Origin of the sequence: Streptomyces sp. NPDC017936 (assembly GCF_044328485.1) — a bacterium.
In the GTDB taxonomy this organism is placed as follows: Bacteria; Actinomycetota; Actinomycetes; order Streptomycetales; family Streptomycetaceae; genus Streptomyces.
On sequence record NZ_JBIRHK010000001.1, the window covers coordinates 153,717 to 169,225 of the forward strand.

Here is a 15,509-nt window from a genome sequence, read left to right on the forward strand (position 1 = left end):
GGGGCGCGGCCCCTCCCCGGGCGGCCCGCCCGCCCCCCCCCCCCGCACCCCCCCCCCCCCCCCCGCCCCCGGGGGGGGGCCCCCCCCGCGGCCGGCGGTGTGAGGTCGCGGCGCGATCCTCGAGACCCGTGGCGGCGTCCGCGGCTTCGACCGTCACCTGCTCAAGGACGGGCAGGGGTGGGGCGGCCGACGGACGGGGCGGTGCGGCCGCCCGCCGCTCCCGGCGGGTCTCAGACGGCCGCCCGACGGCGCGGGGCGTGGACGTCGCGCCAGTAGACGACCGCGGCGCAGAGCACGGTCCACGCGGTGAGGACGACGATGCCCTGCGTGAGACCGTCGTTGTGGAAGTGGGACAGGCCCTGGACGGCGCGTACGCCGACACCGACCGGGAGGATGTGCGACAACGGGTGCAGCCAGTCCGGCAGGTAGGCGGCCGGCAGCGTGCCGCCGCTGGTGCTGTTGCCCAGGATCAGCAGGACCACCGAGGCCAGTGGCATGCCGACCGGTCCGAACAGCCGCATGAAGACCATGGTCGCGCTCCCGACGGCGGCGGCCATGAGGGCGATGACGCCCGCTGTCCCCAGGAAGGGCCCGGGCAGTGCGCCGAAGGCGAGGCTGCCGGTGAGCAGGGCCACGATCACACCGCCGAGCACGCTGAACAACGCCAGGCTCAGCATGCGGGCGCGCAGGTGCAGGCGGGGGGCCATCTGGTAGGTCATCATGCCGAACAGGTATCCGGCCAGGACGACCCCGAAGGCGGCGTAGAAGACGGACATGCTGCGGGTGTCGCCGGCCGCCGCGGGCACGACGTCCTTCGGCGCGAGGGTGTGCCCTTCCGCCCGGGCGAGGGAGGAGAACGCCTCGGTGACGGTGGAGGTCACCGAGGGGCCGTTGGCGCCGGCGTACAGCAGCTCGGGCCCGTCTTCGGCGTCGGCCAGGTAGGCCGCGTAGACGGTACGGTCCTCCACCGCGGCGCGGGCGGCGGTCTCCTGGCCGTAGTGCCGCACGGCGAAACCGCCCGGCAGGCCGTGCTCCAGGCCGGCGGCGATCTGCCGGCTGTGCTGCGCGGTGCCGACGACGGCCACCGGGAGCCGGTGAGGCCTGGGCGCGTGGAAGGCCGCCAGGTACACGCTGACGAAGATGGAGCCGATGATCAGCACGATGGCGGCGGGCAGCAGGACACCCTTCGGCCCGGCGGCGCCACGCTGCGGCGCAGCGGCGTCCACGGTGGGGTGGTGCCGTGCCTGCCGGGGGACCTCCGGCGGGACGGTCGCCGGCTCGGTGGAGGCGGGGGTGGGGGACGTGGGCACAGGACCTCTTCCTCAAATATAAGGTACCTTCTAATTGTAACGCCCAAATATAAGGTGGCTTCCAAAGGAGTCCCGTGTGATCGCTGACCCGTCGACCCGCACCGGCTACGTGGCCTGGCAGGTGTCACACGTGATGGGCGTACGCACCGAGAAGGCGCTGCGCCCCCTCGGCCTGACCACCGCGCAGCACAACGCGCTGCTGCACGTCGCGCGCACCCCCGGCATCTCCCCCGCCGACATCGCCCGCCGCACCGGCATCACCCCGCAATCGATGGGAGCGGCCGTCAACGCGCTGGTCGACCGCGGCCTGCTCGAACGCCGCCCGCACCCCACCAGCCGCCGGACCGTCCGACTCGCCATCACCGAGACCGGCGAGGCGCTCGCCCTGCGGGCGCAAGAGACGATGACCCGGGCCGACGACGAGGCGGTCTCCGTCCTCACCCCCGACGAACGCGCCTCGCTGCACACGCTCCTGCTGCGCCTGCTCGTCGACCTCAACCCCGACGCCGTCCCGCCGGCCGACGACTCCGTGCGTCCCGAGCAGGCAGCCGGGTGCGGCGCGGACCGTGACCGGCGCCGGGACGGAGCACCGCCGGGGAGCGGTCCGGCGCCGGGGCAGCGGACCGACGGGGAGCGGTCCGGCGAGACGTCGTTGCCGTCGGAGCCCATGAAATAGCCGGACGGACAAGGGCGTTGATCACTTCATGACCCAACGACCGGCGCCCCGCTCGCTGTCCGACGAAGCCCTCTCCGACCTGCTGGGCCGACAGCAGTTCGGCACGCTCGCCACCGTCAAGCGAAGCGGCCACCCCCACCTGACGACCATGGTGTACAGCTGGGACCCCGAAGCCCGCGTGGTGCGGTTCTCGACCACGGCCGACCGGGTCAAGGTCCAGCACCTGCGGCGCAATCCACGTGCGGCGCTGCATGTGTCGGGCGGCGACGTGTGGTCGTTCGCCGTCGCCGAAGGCGAGACCGAGGTCTCCGAGAGCACGACCGTCCCCGGGGACGCGGTCGGGCGGGAACTGCTCGGGATGGTCCCGGAGGCCGCGAGGCCCGAGGACGAGGCCGCGTTCCTGGAGGAGTTGGTCGCCGAGCGGCGGGTGGTGCTCCGGCTGAAGGTGGACCGGCTGTACGGCACGGCGCTCGACGTCGACGGCTAGGTCAGGCCGGGCCCGTGCCGGTCGCAGCCGTCCGTCGAGGACCGCGACCGGCGCGGGCCCGGTTGCGGCGGGAGCCGTACGCCTCGCCGGCCCGCACCCGGTCCGGCCTGCCGCGGGGCCGTCCGGGGCCGAGGCGGGGCACCGCCCGTGCGCGCGATCACTGGAGGGCGCCGCTGCGCCTGCCCTCGTCGAGCAGGGCCTGCACCAGGGCGGACTTCGCTCCCGGCGCGACGAACCAGAGGGGCGCGGCGGAACGGCTCCTGAAGATCTCGACGCGGTGGCAGCCCATGACGAGACCCACCACTGCCGTCTGCTGCACCCCGCTCACCTCGCTCCACGCCACGGAGTCGCGTATCCGGCCGAACCGGTCGGTGACGGCCACGCCGTCCGCGCACAGGCAGCACCGGTTCACACCGAGCCGGGCGGTCAGCCGACGCCATCCGAACTTCAGGGCGTACACCGCGGCCACCACGGCCGTCATGACAGCGGCGTTGTCGTTGACCGCGGACGGGTCGACGACGGTGGCGACGAGCAGGGCGATCCAGAGGAGCAGCAGGAACCCCCGCAGCACCTGCGTCATGGCGCCTGTCGCGGGGTTGATGACGGCGTGATCGCCGCGTATGTCACCGAGTCCCAGACCAGCCACTCTGTTCCGCACTGACGCCCCCTCGGTCGAAGCCGCATCCACAGGGCATGCGCGCGGCAGGGCATGGCATACCCACACCACCGGCGCTCCGAACGGAATCGTCCCCCGAACCGGCTGCGGCCTCGTCCACCGTCGCCGAACTGCTGCTGCGGACCGGTCCCGGAGACCTCCCCCGCGTCGGCACGGATGCCGCGTCGGGGATCGCCGCCAGCGACGCTCCAGCCGCGTTGCTCGACACGGTGATCCGGCCGGTACGCCTGCCAGGTACTGGAAGGCGCCGGTGACGATCGATCCGAGGAGCGTCCCGATGACGGCGAGAAGAGTGGTGACCTCCTTCAGAGCGACCACTGATCGGGGAACGGGCCGGCATCCCGCAGCGCACGAGGCCCCCGTGCCGCCGAGAGGTGTTCGACACCCCAACTCATCAGCGCAGGAGCCTCGTCGGTTCTCTGCCCTGCCGCACTTGACCTGCCTCACGCCCTGGTCGAGCGGGTAACCGTGCCCATCGTCACCCGTGAGAGCGACCGCCGCGACAAGCTCCCGCCTCACCAGCGGGCCCCCGTCGGCTTGGTCCGCCTTCGCCGGCACCCCCTCACACAGGGGGTGAGTGCCTTCCGGAAGGCGTGGTGGTGGTCGGTCGCGAAGCCGGTGGGCCCGGTTCGGTCGGACGCGAGCGCTGCACGTACGGGCTGCCGGGGTTCGTCGGCCCGGAAGGTGACGCGGCGCTACGCCTCGTGCACCCGGGTCAGCAGTTCCCTCAGCTGTCGGCCTTCCGCCTCGCTGAGCGGCGCCAGGAGCGTGGCGTTGGCCCGCTCCGCCAGTTCCGCGCAGCGCTGGACGGCCCGCACGCCCCGCGGTGTCGCCGTCACCGCGTTCTTGCGGCGGTCCCTCGGATCGGGTTCCCGCACGGCCAGCCCGGCCTCCTCCAGGTCGTTGAGCAGGAGGACCACGTCCTTCGCGTCGAAGCCGAGCCGGCGCACCAGATCCGCCTGGGCCAGGGGGCCGTACTCGACCACGGTCGCGAGCACGGCGTGCTGCGGCAGTCTCAGACCTTCCTCGGCGATGGCCTCGGCGACCAGGCTCCGGCCGCGCGCCGCCACGCGGCCGGCCAGCCAGCTCGGCAGGGACTGGAGGTGCGTCAGGGCGCGCGGGTGAGCGGTGGGGGTCATGGGAACAGGCTATCGCGAAATCGTTGGACTTCCCTATGGTCTGTCTCTACGCTGTCCATCCGTTGGGAATTCCCATGATTCTTTCGCATCACAGTCGGAGGTGTCCGTGCGCCGTGTCCGCTATGAGGTCAACGGTGGTCCCGAGGTCCTCTTCACCGAGGAGGCCCCTGTCCCCGAGCCCGGCCCGGGCGAGCTGCTCGTCCGGGTGGAAGCGGTCGGTGTCACGCTGCCCGTCGTCAGGAAAGTGCACGAGGGCACCGAGCCCGTCCCGCTCGGCGGCGAGGTGGCCGGCACCGTCGCCGCCGTCGGTGAGGGCGTCACCGGTTTCGCCGTGGGCGACCGCGTCACCGGCCTGTGCTTCTCCCACGCCTATGCGGAAGCCGCCCTCGTCCACCACACGATGGCCTGCGTCATTCCCCACTGGGCGAGCTGCGTCGACGCCGTGGCGCTGGTCCGCAGCGGCCTGGTGGCACGCGGCGCCTACGAAGCCGGCCACCCCCGCCCCGGCGACGCGGTCCTGGTCACCGCGGCAGCCGGCGCGGTCGGCACCCTCGCCCTGCAGTACGCGAAGGCGGGCGGGGCGTCCCGCGTGGTGGCGGCGGTCAGCAGTGCGGACAAGGCGGACTTCGTCCGCGTCCTCGGCGCCGACGAGGTCGTGCTCTACGACGACGAGTCCTGGGGCGCGCCGGTCGACGTCGTCGTCGACGGAGTCGGCGGAGAACTCCTCGGCCCCGCGGTGCGCGCCCTGGCCCCCGGTGGCCGGCTGGTCGCGTTCAGTTCGGGCGGCGGCACGATCGACGCGTACGAGCTGCTCGTCCGCGGCGCCTCGGTCATCGGCTTCCAGATGGCGGCCGTCGCCCGGGGCGAGCCCGAACTGTACGCGCGGTGGCGTGACGACCTGTGGGAACTTCACCGCGATCGCACGCTGCGGCCCCGCGTGTCCGCCGAGATACCGCTCACCGAAGCGGCACGGGCTCACGAGCTCATCACGTCCCGCCGCAACCTCGGCAAGGTCGTTCTGGTCCCCTGAAGCCGCGCGACGGGCCAACGACGGGCTCGCACGGGGCCGGGTCGGGCCGGGTCGGGTCGGGTCGGGTCGGGTCGGCTCACGACCAGTCGTTCGGAGCGGGGGTGTGGCGCTCGGCTTGGGCCGTGGTGATCGGGGCACCCGGGCGTTGCAGACCCGAGCCCGACGCAGGACGGTGCCGATGACTTCATTCGCCTGGCACCCACGAGCAGTGCCGCAGCCGCGCTTCGTGCGCAGGACACCGGCCTTCGAGGGCCTGGCGGGCTGCGGCCCCACGCTGAACGGGGTCCGCCGACGGTGGGAGGGCGCGCGTCATGTCTAGGTCCAAGCGATACCCCGTGGCCACCTCCAAGCGGTACTCCGTCGCCGCCTCCGGCCAGTGGACCGACGAGGAGGAGGGCCGTCGTCGGCTGCCCGCCGGTGAGGTCCACGCCTGGGAGCCGGGCTTGAACCAGACGGTCTGCGGTCTGTCGCTCAGCCGGTCGCAGCTGACCCGCTTCCCGCATGTCACCTGGGCCGACATCTTCCCCGAATCCGGGGGCGCGGCGGATCGCGTCCGGCATGTCTGCCCGCGCTGTGCCTCCGTCGCGGGCCGCCGCGGCAGCGACTCACGCCCGCGGTGGCATCGCACCAACCCCCGGCCGTGACTCAAGGGCCTCAAGGGCACAGACGCGGGCGCCTCCGGGGGACGATCTCCCCGCCGACTCGACGACCCGCGAGCGGCGGCGCCCCGTCTCAGGGCATCAACAGCGCCAGGAGGATCACTGCGAGAACGATCAGAGCGAGGACGAACCAGAGGGACTTTCCCCGTCCTCCCCCGCGGTGAGCCGACACGTCCTCCGGCCCTCCTCCGCCTCGGGGCCGGTCCTCCGGGAGCTTCGCGTCGTCCGGGCGGTCACGTGTGGAGAAGTCGTCGTCCGCCATCTCCGGCTCCCTCCATAGGGTGCGCAGTACCGGGTCCCCCTCCCGTTTCGGCCCTAACCCCAGCAAACCGCATGCCCGCCACACGCACCCCGGCACCAGCCCGGCCCCCTCACCGGGCACGCCGGCCACCGCGGGATCGAGCGGCCGACGCAGCCGCCACCTGCCTCCGTGAGGGACCGAACTGTACGTCCGGACCGTCCTGCCGGCCCTGGGAGGCGGGCTGGACGGTGCTTGTGGCCCCTTCTTCCGCTCGGGCCACGATTCACGGATTGAGCCTGTGCTGCTGGCCGCCGCGCCACTCGGTGAGAAGAACGGTGGCGTCGTCGTCGAGTTTCCCGTTGTGATGGTTCATCACGGCTGCCATGAGCCGGCGCAGTGTTTCGTGCAGGGTGTGCTCGTCGGAGTGATGACGCAGGATGAACTCGATGAACCGGTCCCGCCCGAACACCCTGCCTTCGGCGTCTCGGGCCTCCACGACGCCGTCGGTGTACAGCAGCAGGCGATCGCCGGGCTGGAGATGTTCCACGCATTCGGTCACCGGCAGGTCGAGATCGGTGCCCATGGGGCCGGCCGGAGAGCAGGTCAGTTCGGTGGTCCACCGGTTGCCGCGCAGCAGGATCGGCAGGTGATGGCCGCGGCTGATCCATGTGAGCCGGCCGGTTTCCATGTCGAGGTCGGCGAGGACGGCGGTGACGTAGCGGCTGGCGCCGAACTGCCGCACCAGGGTCTCCTCCACCTGCCGGCTGGTTTCGGACAGCGTGGCGTTCTGGCGGCGGGCGTTGCGGCATGCGGCAACGGCGAGGTTCGCGGTGATCCCGGCGGTGGTGTCGTGGCCCATGGCGTCGAAGATGCCCAGGTGAAGCGTGCTACCGGCCACGGCGTAGTCGAAGGCGTCCCCGCCCACCTGGTAGGCGGGCTCCATGATGGCGCCCACGGTGACGTCGTTCCCGGCGTAGGCGGGCGGGACGGTGAGGTTCCACTGCATCTCCGCAGCCACGTTCATCGGCTCGGTGCGCACCAGACGGGCGAAGGAATCACTGAAGGAACGCTTGCTCAACAGCAGCAGGGCCGTCATCGACGCCAGATCACGCAGCGCCTGCGCAGTCGGCTGGTCGTCGGTGCCGGTGTCGGCCCGCAGCACCCCCAGGCGCTCCACGCCGTCGGTGATGGCCACCCACCACCGTCGCGTGCTCGTGCGCGCACCCGTTCCGGCCTGCTCTGCGAGAAGTCCCACGCGTTGATAGGCCCGGCCGGGCAGGCTGCCCTGAACGGTGAACTCCTGCCCGCCCTCCCCCGCTCCGATCCCCTGGCCGGTGAGCTGGCGCAGCACCGTCTCCCGTATGTCCACCACGAACACGGCCACCTCGTGCATTCCGGCCGCGGCGGCGTGCTCCGCGATCATTTCCGGGAGTTGCTCGAGCGTGGCCGTGTGGCTGGCCTGCATCAGCCGCATCAACGATGCCGCAGCGACTCTCTCAACCATGCCGAGCGCCCCCGACCTGGCCGACCCGGGGCAGGCCGCCCGACTCCGGCACGGCCGCGTCCCCAGGCGGATTCACCATCTCGGATCCCCTTCCGGCCGCTCAAGCGGGTACCCGCCCTCGCGCGGCGCAGGCGTCCCAGCGGCAGGCGGTCCACCGCGTCAGCCGGCCCGCGGCCCGGCAGGGCGGGGTGGCTGTGTGCTCCGGGTCGGTGCCGAGCGGTTCGCCCCGTCGGGCCGGGGAGGGTTGTCCTCCGTGGCGAGGAGCGCTGGAAGACCGTGGTGCGCCTGAGCGTTGCTCCGGGCATGAGGATCGGCGAAGCTTCCAGGGCCAGCGGCGTGAGCGCGCGATCGTTGCGGTACTACGAGGACGAGGGCTTGATCGTCCCTGGTCGCTGCGGCAATGGCTTCCGCGACTACTGCCAGGCCACTGTCGACCGGGTGCTCGTCATCCGCTCGTTGCTGGAGTCGGGGCTGCCCGTGCGGCTGATCAGGGAGGCCCTGCCCCGCCTCACCGGTGGACGAGACGTCGGCACGGACGTGGTGTGCGCGGAGTTCCTGCACGAGGTGCAGAGGCATCGCGATCGGCTCGCTGCGCGCATCGCCGTTCTCAGCGCTCAGCAGGCGGCGCTCGACGCCTACCTCCGACAGGCCCGCCGCACCGCTCCCTGACCGCCGCTTGACCTTGACGCAAGTGTCAGACTCCTACGTTCGGTGCATGGAGATCCGAGAGCAGCGGCACACCGCTGAGCAGACGGTGCGGGCACTGGTCCAGCGCTCGCACCGGGGACCGAGGGATCTGACCCTCACGACCGACCGGCGCCGCCCCGCTCCGGGGCCCGGCGAGTACCTGATCCGCGTCGGTGCCGCCGGGGTCAACTTCGCGGACGTCATGCAGGCCCGCGGGACGTACGGCGGAGGGCCGCAGGCGCCCTACGTGGCGGGCTTCGAAGCCGCCGGCGAAATCGTGGGGATCGGCGCGGACGTCGAGCGCCCCCTGCGGGCCGGCACCCACGTCGTCGGAGTCGGCCCGGGCGCCTTCGCGCAGTACATGACGATGCCGGCCGCGGGTGCGCTCCCCGTGCCGTCCGGCTGGAGCGACGCCGCGGCCCTCGGCCTGGTGCTGAACTGGGCCACCGCCTTGGCGGCGCTGAAGCCGTTGGGCGAGATCGGGACGGGTGACGTGGTGCTCGTTCACGCCGCGGCCGGAGGCGTGGGACAGGCCGCCGTTCGCCTCGCCCGCCACTACGGTGCGCGCGTGATCGCGACGGCGTCACCGGCGAAGCACGACACCGTCGAAGCGCTCGGCGCCGACGTGGTTCTGGACAGCCGGCGCCCCGATCTGGCGGAGGAGATCACCCGCCTCGCCGGCGGGGTCGACCTGGTTCTGGAATCGGTGGGACGAGCCACGTTCGAGACCAGCCTGTCGGTCACCCGACCCTTCACCGGACGCGTCGTCGTCCTCGGCGCCGCGTCCGGCGACGCCACGGTGACCACGCACGACCTGGTCTTCACCCATCAGGTGCAGCTCAAGGGTCTGCACATCGGTGCGCTGGCGGCCGCGGCACCGTCCCTCTACCGGTCGTTGATCACCGAGATCGAGGCCCTCATCGCCCACGGCGTGTACGCGCCCGGCACCCCCCGGGTTCACCCCCTGGCCGAAGGGGCGGCGGTCCTGCGGGAACTCGAAGCGGGCCGGACCCGCGGCAAGCACGCCCTCGATCCCTGGCGCTAGCCAGGAGGTCTCGGTCGGGTGTGTTCGGGTGCGGGTGTCTCGCTGTGCCAGGGGGTCAGCGGGCCAGGGGCGCGCATCGGGATGCCGACCGTTCCCGTCGGATGTCTCCGGGCGGCGCCCCTGACTCGCCGAATCGGTCCTCCTGACCGGGTGACGTGCGGCGGCGGACGGGAACCGGCGATGCGCTCCCCGGTCTCCGGGCACGGACCGTCGGTCACCGCCGGACGGGGGGTGCCGGGCGGAGCGGACAGGACCGGATCCGCCGACGGCAGGTTGCCGACGACGGCGACCGGGTGTTCGCCGTCGTCGGTACGCTCCAGCAGGGCGGCACCGCTCATGCCGAAGGTGTCCCGCGGGTGCTCCAGCACCGCGGTCAGCGGGCTCTCCTCCAGGGGTGCTTCGGTGATGCGGGCCAGCAGGGCGGCCTCGACGCCGCTGCGGGCGGCGGCGGCGCGCCGCCGGGCGGCGCCCCGCGCCCCTGCGGCGTGGCCGACCAGCCGTGTGCGGCACGTTCAAGCCCTTCATCATCGAAACGCCAGCCGACGCCGAACGTGGTGCCGGGCGGGGCCGGGGTCGGCTGCGGCGGGGCCGCGCGACTGCTGGAGCCCAGCTGCCACGGCACGCTGGTGACCATCACCCCGCGCTGGAACAGCAGCCGGGCCTTGAGCCGCAGCGCGGACTGGTCGTGCAGCAGCTGCTCCCACCGGTGTCCGACCACGTATTCGGGGATGTAGACGGCGATCAGGTCCTGCGGGTGCTCGCGGTGCAGACGGGCGATGTACTCCAGCACCGATCCGGTGATGTCCCGGTACGGGGAGGCCATCACGGTCAGCGGCACCGGGATCTGCCGCTGCTCCCGCTCGGCGCGCAGCGCTCCCACCTCCTCCTCGCTGATCTCGACGGTGAGCGCGGTGAGGGTGTCCGGGCGGGTGATCCTGGCGTGGCCCAGCGCACGCAAGGCGGGCTGGTGCAGCTGGGAGACCGGCACCACCGCGTGGGTGCGGCTGGGGCCGATCGACAGCCCTCCCATCACCGCCATGGTGGCGGCGGCGTTGCGCGCCTTGGGCGGCCGGAACGCCGGCACCCCGTTGGAGATCGCCTCCGCACCGGTCAGCGCCGTGCAGCCGGAGGAGAACGCCCGCAGCGCCAGCAGCACCAGCGCCGCCCCGGTCAGCCCCGCGCTTCCCGGCTCCGCCCGCACCTGCCAGCCGGCGCTCTCGGCCACCGGCGCGTGGCCGAGGGCCGTCTGCAGCAGCCCGGTGACGACCATCGCCAGCAGCCCGGTGACGACCATCGCCAGCACCCCGGCGATGAACAGGTAGGTCGGCACCGCGAACATCCGCCCCGACTCGCGCACCCCGCGCAGGTTCATCGCGGTCAGCAGCGCCACGAAGCCCAGGTTCACCGCCACCCGGTACGGGCCGAGCGCCGGCACCGCGGAGATGATGTTGTCCACGCCGGCCGCCACCGACACGGCCACCGTCATCACGTAGTCCACCATCAGCGCCGAGGCCACCACCAGCCCCGCCCACGGACCCAGATTGCGTGAGGCGACCTCGTAGGAGCCGCCGCCGGACGGGTAGGCCTGCACCACCTGCCGGTAGGACAGCACCACCACCGCCAGCAGCAGCACCACCGCGGCCGCCACCCACGGCGCCAGATACAGGTAGGCCAGTCCGCCCAGGGTCAGCACCAGCAGGATCTCCTGCGTCGCGTACGCCACCGACGACAACGGGTCACTGGCGAAGACCGGCAGGGCGATCCGCTTGGGCAGCATCTGCTCGCCCAGGCGGTCATTGCTCAAAGGGCGGCCCACGATCAGCCGCTTGAACGTCATCGACACAACCGGCAGCCAACCCGCCCCTCCCCCGCGACGCCGAAACCTTGGCGCCGTCTTGACGCCACCACCGGCGATCTTCACGCGGTCTTGGCGTCACCGCCTCCACCACGCCGATGCCCGCCGGGCCGGCGTCCAGGCCGCGCGGCCACCGGTCGGGCCCCGGCGCCTCACCGGGTCAGCCGCCGTCAGCCTCCGTGTGCGGGCTGCTCGGTGCTGCGCAGCCGCTCCTCCAGCGCGTCCAGCAGACCGGGCAGGTCGGGGGCGACGGCGAGGTCGGCCAGGGTGGACGCGGAGAGGAAGCCGGCGTCGACGATGCCGCGCAGGGCGCCGAGCAGCGGTGTCCAGAAGCCTCCGGCGTCGAGGAAGCCGACGGGCTTGGCGTGGAAGCCGAGCTGGCGCCACGACCACACTTCGAAGATCTCCTCCAGGGTGCCGAGGCCGCCGGGCAGGGTGACGAAGGCGTCGGCGTGTTCGGCCATGATCGCCTTGCGCTCGTGCATCGAGTCACAGATGACCAGCTCCGTCACCTCCTCGTGCGCCCACTCCCGGTCGATCATGCTGCGCGGCATGACACCGATGACCTCGCCGCCCGCTTTCAGCGCGGCGTCCGCCATGACGCCCATCAGCCCCGTGCGGCCGCCGCCGTAGACGAGGCCGATCCCCCGCCGGGCCAGCTCCGTACCGACGTCGGCGGCCAGTTCGGCGTGTGCCGGGTCGTGTCCGTGGGACGAGGCGAGAAAGACGGCGACGCGGCGCATGATAGGTCTCCAGGGTTGCGGCTGACCCTCCGGTGTACCACGGGCACGGTGACGCCGACCAAGGGGTTTTTCCGCGCGCGGCGGCGCACGACCGTCCCCGAGGACGGCGGACGGGCTCGGCGCGGTGGGTGAGCCGGAGCCGTCGACCAGCCTGAAGCCCCCATGGAGGCGATGCCGCCCGGGACCGACTCGCCGAGTACGGCCGGATCGACAAGACCACGCACCTGCTCGACCGGGGCGACGACGCCTGCCGGCGCCCGATGAACCGGCGGGCGACCGTGCAGGAGTCCCACGGGGGCCGGTGGGCCCCGAGCGTCACCGCGCGGAGGCGGAGTCGGAGCGGTTCAGCGGGCGGGGGTGTGGAGGATGCCGTCGATGAGGACGTTCAGCCCCCAGGCGTCGCGGTCGCCGGGAGAGAACAGGGCCTGGCGCAGCGAGGTGATCATCGGGTAGCGGTCGGCGGGCAGGGAGGCATAGCGGCGGTCGGCGGCGCCGATGCTGGACTCCTCGTCGGCTCCCCTGGCGTCGTAGGCGCTCTGCTCGGTGGCGGCCGCAGCGATGTGGAGCCAGAGGAGGTCGACGGCCCAGGCGGCGGTGGTGTCGTCGAGGCCGCCCTGCTTGAGGAGGGCGAGCATGCGATCGAGGACGAGCAGGGCGTTGTCGCCGGTGGGGATGGCGCCGAGGGCGACGGCGGCCAGTCCCTCGTGGCGGCTCATCGCCTCGATGGCAGCGGCGGCCAGGGCATGGAGCTGTTCCCGCCAGGTGCCCTCCGAGGCCGGCACCACGCGGGTGAGGGCTTCGTCGAGCATCGCGGCCATGAGGTCGTCGCGGTTGGCGACGTAGACGTAGAGCGAGGCCGGTCCGGTGTCGAGTTCCTTGGCGACGCGGCGCATGGTCAGGGCGTCCAGGCCGTCGCGGTCGAGGATCTCCAGGGCCGTGCGCACGATGACGTCGCGGCCGAGGGGGGCCTTGGCGGGTCGTGCGCGGCGGCTGACCGGCTGCTGCGTGCTCATGGGGGAAGAGTATCCCCGCGGAAAGAACACCGTTTGACACGAACAGCGTTCGTCACTACGGTCACGACGAACGCTGTTCGTCACGAACCTCATTCGTCCCGCTTTCCGGAAGCCGCCTCATGAACAGCACCACCGCCGTGCCCTCCATGACGGGCCGGCCCTCGTCCGGTGGTCCGGCGCCTCCGTCGCCTGCGGCCCGGCCACCTCCCGCCGAAGACCGCCCGGCCCCGGCACCCCTGCCCCTCACGCATCCGACCAGCAGAAAGAAGCACCCTCGTGTTCCTGATCACCGGAGGCCGCGGCGCGGTCGCCACCCACCTCACCCGCCTGCTCCACCACGCCGGACTGCCCGTCCGGCTCGGCTCCGCCCGGCCCGGCCGCCTCACTCCGCCCGCCGGCGTCGAGACCGTCCACCTCGACCTCACCGACCCCACGACCTTCCCCGCCGCGCTGACCGGTGTCACCCAGGTGTTCCTGTACGCCAGCCCCGACCGCATCACCGACTTCGTCGACGAGGCGCATCGGGCAGGCGTCGAGCACGTCGCCCTGCTGTCCTCCTCCAGCGTCCTGGCCCCCGACGCAGCCGACCAGCCGATCGCCGCGTCCCACCTCGCCGTCGAGCAGGCGCTGCTGGCCTCGCCGCTGACCACCACCCTCCTCCGGCCGGGCTCCTTCGCCTCCAACGCCGGCGCCTGGGCCTGGGCCATCAAGGCAGGCCGACCCGTCAGCCTGCCCTACCCGGGCGCCCACCACGACCCCGTCCACGAACTCGATGTCGCCGAAGCCGCCCACGCCGTCCTCACCGACCCCCGCCACCGCGGCGGACGGCTCACCCTCACCGGGCCCCAGTCGCTGACCTTCGCCCAGCAGATCGACCAGCTCGCCGCCGCGCTCGGCCACGCCATCGCGGTCGACCACGTCACCCGCGAGGAATGGAAGCGGCAGACGGACCAGTACCTCCCCGGTCCCTACGCCGATGCCCTGCTGAACTGGTGGCAGGCTCACGACGGCGTCCCCGTCCCCCTCACCGACACGGTCGCGGACCTCACCGGCCACCCCGCCCGCTCCTTCGCCACCTGGGCCACCGACCACATCACCGACTTCACCTCCGCCTGACCCCGGCGCGGGCCCGCCCCGCGGGGCGGCCCCGCGTCCCGTGCCCCGCCCGCGTGCGGCACGGTTCGCCGTCGGCACCGTCATGACGCGCGGCTGCGCACGGCGGTGACGGCTCATCAGCACTACCGCTGCGCCGACGGGACGGGCTCGAAGGAGTGCCCGGCCCCTGCCCGACGGCGGCGGGCCGGCCGCCGGGGGGCAGGGACCGGGGCGCGCGGGCGCTCCACGGCCGGCTGCGGCGGGTGGCGTCAGCGACCGTGCGGGCCCCAGGCGCCGGACCGTGAAGCGTCCGGCGTCGGACGGCCGCAGCCGAAGGCGGACTCCACGAAGCACTGGTGGTACGCGGCCTGCGAGCCCTCGCGCAGGGCGCGTTCCAGTGCCTCGGGGCCCGGCGGCGCGTGACGGGACCATCCGTCGCGGATCAGCGACACGACGAATCCGGCGAGGAAGGCGTCTCCGCAGCCCATCGTGTCGGACAGGGTGTCCGGGTCCGCGGAGCGGGCGGGCGCGGCGACCGCGGTCAGGCCGTCGTAGGCGATCGCCCCGTCGAGGCCGCGGGTGGCCAGCGCCATGCCCGCTCCCCTCCGTACCGCCTCGGCGAGCAGCGCACGCGTGGCGCTCTCGTCGAGGTGGGAGCACGACAGCAGGGCCAGGTCCACGTGGGGGCAGACGCGGTCGAGGTAGGCGGGGGTGCGGTACTCGTCCTCGTCGGAGAAGTCGAAGCTGATCAGCGGGCCGGCCGCGGCGAGCCGGGGGAGCTGGGTCTCGGTGCCGGAGTAGACGCTCGAGTGCACGAGCGTGAACGACGCCGCGTAGTCCAGCAGCCCGGGATCCAGGACGAGTGGCCCGCGCGCGGCGTCACCGCCGTCGTCGTAGTCGAGGAACACCCGGTCGCCGTCCCGCACGTGAAGGGTGGAGACCGGGGTCCTGCCCCGGCGCACGACGCTGCGCTCCACGGCGACGCCCTGCGCCGCCACGGCCGCGCGCAGGAAGGCGCCGAGCTCGTCGTCGCCGAAGACTCCCAGGTAGGCGGCGTCCAGACCGAGCCGGCGGGCGTAGACGGCGACGTTGACGCAGTTGCCGCCGGGGTAGTCGGTGCCGCGGTCCACGAAGCGGTCGACGGTGTTGTCGCCGAAGCCGAGGACGTTCGGGCCGTTCGGGCCGTTCAGGCCGTTCATCAGGGTCTCCCGGGGTACGGGCGCCGCGTGCGGGGGACGCGGCGCCCGCCATGGGCGCGGGGGGGGCGGGGGGCCCCCGCCGCCGGGGGGGGGGGGGGGGGGGGGAACACGGGGCCCGGGGCGGAGTGGAAAGAAGCCGGGGGTAAGGCG

Annotated in this window: 15 protein-coding genes; 7 read left to right on the forward strand and 8 right to left on the reverse strand. The window is 73.1% G+C overall.

Translation table 11 applies throughout. From position 1 onward, the window contains the following. Positions 1-230: 230 nt before the first annotated feature. Entirely contained in the window at positions 231-1,310 is a 1,080-nt protein-coding gene (locus ACH4F6_RS00725; protein ID WP_397957625.1) for an ABC transporter permease, read from the reverse strand. A 76-nt stretch (positions 1,311-1,386) separates the two neighbouring features. Between ACH4F6_RS00725 and ACH4F6_RS00730 the strand changes: the two genes are divergently transcribed. Further along, entirely contained in the window at positions 1,387-1,986 is a 600-nt protein-coding gene (locus ACH4F6_RS00730; protein WP_397957626.1) for a MarR family winged helix-turn-helix transcriptional regulator, read from the forward strand. A 28-nt stretch (positions 1,987-2,014) separates the two neighbouring features. Next, on the forward strand, positions 2,015-2,473 hold the full coding sequence (locus tag ACH4F6_RS00735) for a pyridoxamine 5'-phosphate oxidase family protein (RefSeq protein WP_397957627.1): 459 nt from the start codon (positions 2,015-2,017) through the stop codon (positions 2,471-2,473). 157 nt (positions 2,474-2,630) lie between these two features. On the opposite strand, the gene ACH4F6_RS00740 is transcribed toward ACH4F6_RS00735, so the two are convergent. Together ACH4F6_RS00740 and ACH4F6_RS00745 are read right to left on the reverse strand one after the other, a co-directional pair. Beyond that, positions 2,631-3,119, reverse strand: coding sequence for a hypothetical protein (locus tag ACH4F6_RS00740; protein WP_397957628.1), 489 nt, complete (start codon positions 3,117-3,119; stop codon positions 2,631-2,633). 725 nt (positions 3,120-3,844) lie between these two features. Further along, on the reverse strand, positions 3,845-4,288 hold the full coding sequence (locus ACH4F6_RS00745; protein WP_397957629.1) for a MarR family winged helix-turn-helix transcriptional regulator: 444 nt from the start codon (positions 4,286-4,288) through the stop codon (positions 3,845-3,847). Positions 4,289-4,394: 106 nt separating this feature from the next. On the opposite strand from ACH4F6_RS00745, the gene ACH4F6_RS00750 reads away from it, so the two are divergent. Then, positions 4,395-5,318: a zinc-binding alcohol dehydrogenase family protein gene (locus ACH4F6_RS00750; protein ID WP_397958191.1), complete on the forward strand. Its 924-nt coding sequence runs from the start codon at positions 4,395-4,397 to the stop codon at positions 5,316-5,318. A 335-nt stretch (positions 5,319-5,653) separates the two neighbouring features. After that, complete coding sequence (locus ACH4F6_RS00755; protein WP_397957630.1) at positions 5,654-5,962, forward strand: hypothetical protein; 309 nt, start codon at positions 5,654-5,656, stop codon at positions 5,960-5,962. Between the two features lie 539 nt (positions 5,963-6,501). Here ACH4F6_RS00755 and ACH4F6_RS00760 read toward each other — a convergent pair. Beyond that, positions 6,502-7,683 carry a PP2C family protein-serine/threonine phosphatase gene (locus ACH4F6_RS00760; RefSeq protein WP_397957631.1) on the reverse strand — a complete coding sequence of 394 codons (1,182 nt, stop codon included), beginning with the start codon at positions 7,681-7,683 and terminating at the stop codon, positions 6,502-6,504. Between the two features lie 342 nt (positions 7,684-8,025). On the opposite strand from ACH4F6_RS00760, the gene ACH4F6_RS00765 reads away from it, so the two are divergent. Both ACH4F6_RS00765 and ACH4F6_RS00770 read left to right on the forward strand, forming a co-directional pair. Continuing rightward, on the forward strand, positions 8,026-8,391 hold the full coding sequence (locus ACH4F6_RS00765; protein ID WP_397958192.1) for a MerR family transcriptional regulator: 366 nt from the start codon (positions 8,026-8,028) through the stop codon (positions 8,389-8,391). 46 nt (positions 8,392-8,437) lie between these two features. After that, positions 8,438-9,454, forward strand: coding sequence for a zinc-binding dehydrogenase (locus ACH4F6_RS00770; RefSeq protein ID WP_397957632.1), 1,017 nt, complete (start codon positions 8,438-8,440; stop codon positions 9,452-9,454). Positions 9,455-9,827: 373 nt separating this feature from the next. Here ACH4F6_RS00770 and ACH4F6_RS00775 read toward each other — a convergent pair whose 3' ends face one another. The 3 genes from ACH4F6_RS00775 to ACH4F6_RS00785 all read right to left on the reverse strand — a co-directional run bounded on the left by ACH4F6_RS00775 (position 9,828) and on the right by ACH4F6_RS00785 (position 13,065). Beyond that, positions 9,828-11,291, reverse strand: coding sequence for an APC family permease (locus ACH4F6_RS00775; protein ID WP_397957633.1), 1,464 nt, complete (start codon positions 11,289-11,291; stop codon positions 9,828-9,830). A 188-nt stretch (positions 11,292-11,479) separates the two neighbouring features. After that, positions 11,480-12,052 carry a TIGR00730 family Rossman fold protein gene (locus ACH4F6_RS00780; RefSeq protein WP_397957634.1) on the reverse strand — a complete coding sequence of 191 codons (573 nt, stop codon included), beginning with the start codon at positions 12,050-12,052 and terminating at the stop codon, positions 11,480-11,482. A gap of 344 nt (positions 12,053-12,396) precedes the next feature. Next, entirely contained in the window at positions 12,397-13,065 is a 669-nt protein-coding gene (locus ACH4F6_RS00785) for a TetR/AcrR family transcriptional regulator (protein ID WP_397957635.1), read from the reverse strand. A 276-nt stretch (positions 13,066-13,341) separates the two neighbouring features. Between ACH4F6_RS00785 and ACH4F6_RS00790 the strand changes: the two genes are divergently transcribed. After that, positions 13,342-14,181, forward strand: a complete 840-nt coding sequence (locus tag ACH4F6_RS00790; RefSeq protein WP_397957636.1) for an SDR family oxidoreductase — start codon at positions 13,342-13,344, stop codon at positions 14,179-14,181. A 248-nt stretch (positions 14,182-14,429) separates the two neighbouring features. Here the strand turns inward: ACH4F6_RS00790 and ACH4F6_RS00795 are convergent, their stop codons facing one another. Beyond that, a complete protein-coding gene (locus ACH4F6_RS00795) occupies positions 14,430-15,359 on the reverse strand; it encodes a PfkB family carbohydrate kinase (RefSeq protein WP_397957637.1) in 930 nt (309 codons plus the stop codon). Positions 15,360-15,509 lie beyond the last annotated feature (150 nt).

Coding starts and splice junctions, on each gene's coding strand:
- ACH4F6_RS00735 (WP_397957627.1), top strand. CDS start 2,015: ATGACCCAACGACCGGCGCCCCGCTCGCTGTCCGACGAAGCCCTCTCC.
- ACH4F6_RS00765 (WP_397958192.1), top strand. CDS start 8,026: ATGAGGATCGGCGAAGCTTCCAGGGCCAGCGGCGTGAGCGCGCGATCG.
- ACH4F6_RS00785 (WP_397957635.1), bottom strand. CDS start 13,065: ATGAGCACGCAGCAGCCGGTCAGCCGCCGCGCACGACCCGCCAAGGCC.
- ACH4F6_RS00745 (WP_397957629.1), bottom strand. CDS start 4,288: ATGACCCCCACCGCTCACCCGCGCGCCCTGACGCACCTCCAGTCCCTG.
- ACH4F6_RS00775 (WP_397957633.1), bottom strand. CDS start 11,291: ATGACGTTCAAGCGGCTGATCGTGGGCCGCCCTTTGAGCAATGACCGC.
- ACH4F6_RS00795 (WP_397957637.1), bottom strand. CDS start 15,359: ATGAACGGCCTGAACGGCCCGAACGGCCCGAACGTCCTCGGCTTCGGC.
- ACH4F6_RS00760 (WP_397957631.1), bottom strand. CDS start 7,683: ATGCAGGCCAGCCACACGGCCACGCTCGAGCAACTCCCGGAAATGATC.
- ACH4F6_RS00770 (WP_397957632.1), top strand. CDS start 8,438: ATGGAGATCCGAGAGCAGCGGCACACCGCTGAGCAGACGGTGCGGGCA.
- ACH4F6_RS00780 (WP_397957634.1), bottom strand. CDS start 12,052: ATGCGCCGCGTCGCCGTCTTTCTCGCCTCGTCCCACGGACACGACCCG.